The 1610-nt window shown below is 31.7% G+C and carries 2 protein-coding genes; one reads left to right on the top strand and one right to left on the bottom strand.

Annotated elements, in window-relative coordinates; genetic code table 11:
- On the top strand, nt 1-591 hold a 591-nt coding region (locus tag IDG60_RS13410; protein ID WP_206160786.1), incomplete at its 5' end, for an AbgT family transporter.
- 112 nt (nt 592-703) lie between these two features.
- Here IDG60_RS13410 and IDG60_RS13405 read toward each other — a convergent pair.
- A complete protein-coding gene (locus IDG60_RS13405) occupies nt 704-1126 on the bottom strand; it encodes a carboxymuconolactone decarboxylase family protein (RefSeq protein ID WP_001146763.1) in 423 nt (140 codons plus the stop codon).
- Between the last annotated feature and the right edge of the window lie 484 nt (nt 1127-1610).

Raw genomic sequence — 1610 nt, 5'->3', positions numbered from 1 at the left:
GTATTTTTAGTACCTGGATTAGTTTATGGGATTTTAAGCAAAGAAATTAAAAATACAAAAGACTTAGGTAAAATGTTCGGCGATGCTGTAGGATCAATGGGAACATTTATCGTTATTGTGTTTTTTGCAGCACAGCTACTTGCGTATTTAAAGTGGAGTAATTTAGGAATTATCGCTGCTGTTAAAGGTGCCAAATTATTAGAACATCAAAACGGTATTGTATTGATACTAGGTATTATTGTACTGAGTGCAATGGTCAACATGTTAATCGGAAGCGCATCGGCTAAATGGGGTATTTTAGGACCGATATTCGTACCAATGTTAATCCTTATCGGCTTTCATCCCGCATTTACGCAAGTCATTTACCGTGTAGGCGATTCAATTACCAATCCAATTACACCGATGATGCCGTACTTACCTTTATTATTAACTTATGCACAAAAATACGATAAACGCATGAAACTCGGAGCCTTACTTTCTAGTTTAATGCCGTATTCAATCGCGCTAAGCATTGTATGGACAGTATTTGTCATCATTTGGTTCTTATTAGGTATCCCTGTTGGACCAGGTGGACCGATATTCGTTAAATAACAGTATTCAAAGGGATAAATTAAAAATGCCACTATACAAGATTTGACCTGTATAGTGGCATGATTTGTTATGATATAGCGTTCGAGATGAAACTCTGCATTTATATGAACAATTATAGTCTATCACTAATAATATTTAGTCTGTTCCAACCGTTAATTTGGTTTACAACAAAGACAAGATCAATAATTTGTTCTTCATCATAAAATGATTTTAGCCGGTCAATAATTTCAAACTTCTTAAAGTCTTTGATTGAATTTAACATTTCTGCAAATTCAAGCGTCACTTTTTCTTGATCAGTAAATAAATCTAAATGTCTAAAACTCAAGACTTCATCAATTTTCATTTGTGTTACACCCAATTCCTTTAATTCTTTTTTATGGATATCAACACAATAATGACAACCGTTAATTTTTGAAATTAATAACTTAATCAATGCACTAAGTTCATCATTAACCGGTGATTGATGAATAAACTTTTCACCTTGGCTCATTACAGACATTAACTCTCCATTTTGTTTCTTGTAATTATACGGCATTTGCAATCTCTCCTTTACATTGTTTAATACCAATCCAGTGATACTACACTTCGAACAATATTGGATAGAATTTGAAATTCTGTATAACATCTTGTCAATCTATGTTTTAGTTAAAACATTTAGCGCTTATATTTAAAAAATATATAAAATATGAAAACAGATTGAAAGGATATTATACCTTGCTCTACCCTTTTTTATAAAAAATCACACACATTTGAGAAAATTTGATAATGTCAATAAACCACGTCATCGACATTGTTATTCGATATATATTGTTCTTATAATGGCCAAACTATTATTCCATTTAAATTAACGTGGTTCGTTTGTGTTAATGTACTGTACAAAACTGGGGAAGTATTGGTGATGATGAAGTGATTGATATTAATTGCGAAACACCTTCGATAGCAATGACATAGATTATTGGAAGATTAAATCAAAAATAAAGAAGACCCTAGTGGCCTTCTTTTTTGTCTAATTCTTCTTT

This window comes from Staphylococcus sp. EG-SA-2 (assembly GCF_017152085.1).
The sequence above is the reverse complement of the archived record's forward strand: the minus strand, read 5'-3'. Positions and strand labels throughout refer to the sequence as shown.

Excerpts from the sequence above, each read along its gene's own strand:
- IDG60_RS13405 (WP_001146763.1), bottom strand. The coding sequence starts at position 1,126 with ATGCCGTATAATTACAAGAAACAAAATGGAGAGTTAATGTCTGTAATG.